The sequence below is a fragment of the Massilia genomosp. 1 genome (assembly GCF_011682185.1).
Taxonomy (GTDB): Bacteria; Pseudomonadota; Gammaproteobacteria; order Burkholderiales; family Burkholderiaceae_D; genus Telluria_A; species Telluria_A rubra.
Genome location: NZ_WHJF01000528.1, coordinates 1 through 291, shown reverse-complemented (window position 1 = coordinate 291; position 291 = coordinate 1). Strand labels below are relative to the sequence as shown.

Below are 291 nucleotides of genomic sequence, written 5' to 3'. Positions count from 1 at the left end.
CCCCCAGACGCGACAGACGCGCTTGCAGGGCGCAGAAGATGCCGGCGTGCATCTTAGCCGTGCGCCCGAAGTCAAGCACCAGTCGGCGCGCATGCTCGACGTATTTGGCCGCCCGGGACATGATTTCCTGCAGCACCGTTTTCAAACGACGACGTTTCGCGGGATGCCTGACCGGCGAGATCTCACCCGTCAAACCAAGCTGGCCGAGCAAGCGCAGGCAGTTATAGGCGAACATCGCCAGATGCATGATCGCGTCGTTGCTGTCGAACTTGCCCGACGGCAGACGTTCCA

Annotated in this window: 1 pseudogene; it reads right to left on the bottom strand. The window is 61.9% G+C overall.

Features of this window, described 5'->3' with window-relative positions:
• Positions 1–291: pseudogene (locus F1735_RS34785) on the bottom strand (IS1380 family transposase); the annotation flags it as partial.